Source organism: Bordetella petrii (assembly GCF_020991325.1).
GTDB classification, from domain to species: Bacteria; Pseudomonadota; Gammaproteobacteria; order Burkholderiales; family Burkholderiaceae_B; genus Bordetella_A; species Bordetella_A petrii_E.
The window spans coordinates 1-3,709 of record NZ_JAJMLX010000364.1 but is presented as its reverse complement, the minus strand read 5'-3'; the positions used below and the strand labels follow the sequence as shown (position 1 = coordinate 3,709).

At 64.9% G+C, this 3,709-nt stretch carries 4 protein-coding genes; 1 reads left to right on the top strand and 3 read right to left on the bottom strand.

Annotated features, from left to right (window positions below; all coding sequences use genetic code 11):
• Positions 1-638, top strand: a 638-nt coding sequence (locus LPZ50_RS22935; protein ID WP_230665127.1) for a TolC family protein, incomplete at its 5' end; no start/stop codon positions are given.
• Between the two features lie 83 nt (positions 639-721).
• On the opposite strand, the gene LPZ50_RS22930 is transcribed toward LPZ50_RS22935, so the two are convergent.
• From LPZ50_RS22930 to ubiB, 3 genes are all read right to left on the bottom strand, one after another.
• A complete protein-coding gene (locus tag LPZ50_RS22930; protein ID WP_230665125.1) occupies positions 722-1,210 on the bottom strand; it encodes an adenylyltransferase/cytidyltransferase family protein in 489 nt (162 codons plus the stop codon).
• A gap of 44 nt (positions 1,211-1,254) precedes the next feature.
• Positions 1,255-2,139 carry a ferritin-like domain-containing protein gene (locus LPZ50_RS22925; protein ID WP_230665123.1) on the bottom strand — a complete coding sequence of 295 codons (885 nt, stop codon included), beginning with the start codon at positions 2,137-2,139 and terminating at the stop codon, positions 1,255-1,257.
• A 160-nt stretch (positions 2,140-2,299) separates the two neighbouring features.
• A partial coding sequence (gene ubiB, locus LPZ50_RS22920; RefSeq protein WP_230665121.1) for a ubiquinone biosynthesis regulatory protein kinase UbiB occupies positions 2,300-3,709 on the bottom strand: 1,410 nt, incomplete at its 5' end.

Below are 3,709 nucleotides of genomic sequence, written 5' to 3'. Positions count from 1 at the left end.
CGCCGCCGCAGCCGGCCCGGCTGGCCGACTGGTCGAACCAGGCCGAGGCCGCCAGCCTGGAAGTGGCGCGCGCGCGCCTGCAGACGCAGATCGCACAGCGAGATATACAAGTGGCCCGTAGCGGCCACTACCCTACCCTGAGCCTGCGCGCCAGCAGCGGCAACGCCACCGGCGCGAACCGCGACGCGGCCGGCAGCCGCGCCGTGGACAGCTCGGTAGGGCTGGTGCTGTCGGTGCCCATTTATTCCGGCGGCGGCGTGTCCTCTCAGGTAACAGAAAAAGTCCAGCTGGAACAAAAAGCGCGCAGCGACTACGACGCCGCGCGCCGCCAAGCCGTGCAGTCGGCCAGCCAGTACTACACAGGCGTCATCAGCGGGCTGGCGCGCGTGCGCGCCCTGGAAGCCGGCGAAACCTCCAGCCGCGCGGCAGTGCAGGCCAACCAAACGGGCTATGAAATCGGCGTGCGAATCAACCTGGACGTGCTCAACGCCCAGCAGCAGTTGTACGCCACCCAGCGCGACCTGGCCCAGGCGCGCTACCGCACCTTGCTGGACGGCCTGCGCCTGAAGGCGGCAAGTGGCATTCTGTCGGAAGCCGATCTGGACGCGGTCAACCGGTTGCTGCGGCTGCCTAATTAAGCAATACCACCATGCCGGGCAGTCGGCCCTACCATGGGCCTGCGGCGTGATCTCCCGGCTGTTGCCGGGTGCTTGCTGCTCGCCTATCCGCCCCGGATCTTTTTCACCAACGATGTGGTGGACCGTTCGAATTCGAACGGGATCGCCAGCGCCCGACCGCCCCAACTCTTGACCAGCGCGGTCTCGGGCAGGGTTTCCATGTCGTAGTCGCCGCCTTTCACGATCAAGTCTGGCCGCAGTTCGCCAATGATCTCGACGGGCGTGTCTTCTTCGAACAGGGTTACCGCGCTGACGCAGCCCAGCGCGGCCAGCAGCGCGGCGCGGTCGTCCTGGTTGTTATGGGGGCGGTCGGCCCCCTTGCCCAGGCGGCGCACCGAGGCGTCGGTATTGATCGCCACCACCAGGGCGGCGCCCAGTTGCGCGGCCTGGTCCAGGTAGGTGGCGTGGCCGCGATGCAGGATGTCGAACACGCCATTGGTGAACACCAGCGGCCGCGGCAGCTTGCCCAGGGCAATGGCGGCCGCGCAGGCGTCGCGGGACAGTATTTTCGATTCGAAACGGGCGGAGGACATGCGGCGATTGTACGCCGCCGCATGCCGGGCGGCCGGAGGGCCTGTCAGGCGCCGGCGGGAACGATCAGCCCGGAATCTCCGCCTTGCGACACCAGATTGACCATTTCCTTGCGATAGCGATTCAGGTCTTTCACTGAATCGAAGCTGCGGCCCATCAGGGTCGACAAGATGTGCAGGATGCGGCTGGCCACTTTCTGTTCCCACACGGTGTCGAAGCGGATCTGCGTGTCCAGCCAGTTTTCCAGCCAGCCGGGCTCGGGCAGGCGCGACTGCACCGTGTCGTTGGGGAACAGGGCCTTGTTGACGTGCAGATTGGTGGGATGCATGGCCTGCGCCGTGCGGCTGGCCGACGCCATCAGCACGCCGATCTTCGAGAACGACAGGCGGGCCTGCTCGCTGGTCTGCTGGCCGCGGTCGTGCAGGGCGCGGCGCATGTATTGCAGGTAGGCGCCAGCGTGGCGGGCTTCGTCGCGCGAAATGGTCTGGTAGATGGCCTTGATGACGGGCTCGGTGTGCCATTCGGCCGCGCGGCGATACCAATGGTTCAGGCGGACTTCACCGCAAAAGTGCAGCATCAGGGTTTCCAGCTCGGGGGCCGGGTCGAACTCGAAACGCACTTTGTGCAGCTCTTCTTCGGTGGGCATCAGGTCGGGCCGGAAGCGGCGCAGATATTCGATGAGCACCAGCGAATGCTTCTGCTCTTCGAAAAACCATACCGACATGAAGGCGCAGAAATCGCTGTCGCCCCGGTTGTCGCGCAGGAACATTTCGGTGGCGGGTAGCGCGGCCCATTCGGTGATGGCGTTCATCTTGATGGTGTACGCCTGTTCGTCCGACAGCTTGCTGCGGTCGAAGTCATCCCAGGGAATGTCGCTTGCCATGTTCCAGCGCACGGCTTCCATGGTCTTGAAGAGTTCAGGATAAAGCATGGTGTGCCCTTGTTGGTCCCGCGTGGGGCGTTATAACTTTCAAAAATGCCGTGGGGCCACGGCCCGGACCTTGCGTATTTACGCAAGGCTATTTATCGCCGTTCCGTACGAAACCGTCATGACAGTTCAGTGACGAATTCATGACAAAACGGAACGGCGATCAGCGGGTCAGGGCCCATAGGGCCACCCCCACTGCCAGTGCCAACACAGCCGCCACGGCGGCAAGCAGGCGATTGCCCTGTTCCTGCGCCTGGCGCAGGCGGGTCATTTCAAGCAACAACTGCGGCGCCAGGTCAGGCTGGCTGAGCCGCTCGTGTACCAGCCGCGGCAAGGCCGGCAGCATCTGCGACCATTGCGTGGCTTCCTTGGCCAGCGATTTGCGCAGGCCGTCCAGGCCCATGCGCTGGCGCATCCAGTTTTCCAGATACGGCTTGGCCGTTTTCCAGAGGTCCAGATTCGGGTCGAGCTGGCGTCCCAACCCTTCGACATTCAGCAGCGTTTTTTGCAGCAGCACCAGTTGCGGCTGGATCTCGACATTGAAGCGGCGCGAAGTCTGGAACAGACGCAGCAGCACCTGCCCCAGCGAGATCTCGGCCAGCGGCCGGTCGAAGTACGGTTCGCACACCGCGCGCACTGCGCCTTCCAGTTCTTCTTCGCGCGTATCGGCCGGCACCCAGCCCGATTCAATATGCAGTTGCGCCACGCGGCGGTAATCGCGGTGGAAAAACGCCAGGAAATTCTGCGCCAGGTAGTTCTTGTCGAACTCGGACAGCGAGCCCACGATGCCGAAATCCAGCGCGATGTAGCGTCCCAGGGTTTCGGGGCGGTCGGACACGTAGATGTTGCCCGGGTGCATGTCGGCATGGAAGAAGCCGTCTGTGAACACCTGGGTGAAGAAAATATCGACCCCGCTGCGCGCCAGTTTGGGAATGTCCATGCCGGCGGCGCGCAGGCGGTCGATCTGGCCCACCGGAATGCCATACATGCGTTCCATGGTGAAGACGGTGGACGCGGTGTATTCCCAGATGACTTCGGGCACGATCAGCAGGTCACCCCGGCCGGATGCTGGGTCGAAATTGCGCCGCAGCTGGCTGCAGTTCGACGCCTCGCGCACCAGGTCCAGTTCGTCATGCAGGTAGTTGTCGAACTCGGCCACCACCTCGCGCGGCTTCAAGCGGCGGCCGTCGGCGCCGGCCCGCTCGACGATGCGGGCCACCACGTGCAACAGGGCCAGGTCGCGCTCGATGGCCTGGCGCATGCCGGGCCGCAGTACCTTCACGGCGACTTCGCGGCCGTCGTGCAGCACCGCGAAATGCACCTGGGCGATCGAGGCCGATGCCACGGGGTCTACGTCGAACTGCGCGAACAATTGCGAAGGCGGCGCCCCCAGGGCGGCCTCGATGCAGGCAGCCGCCTGGGCGGACGGGAACGGCGGCACGCGGTCTTGCAGCAGGGCCAGTTCGTCGGCGATGTCCGCCGGAATCAGGTCGCGGCGCGTGGACAGCACCTGGCCGAACTTCACGAAAATGGGCCCCAGCGATTCCAGCGCGCGGCGCAGCCGCACGCCGCG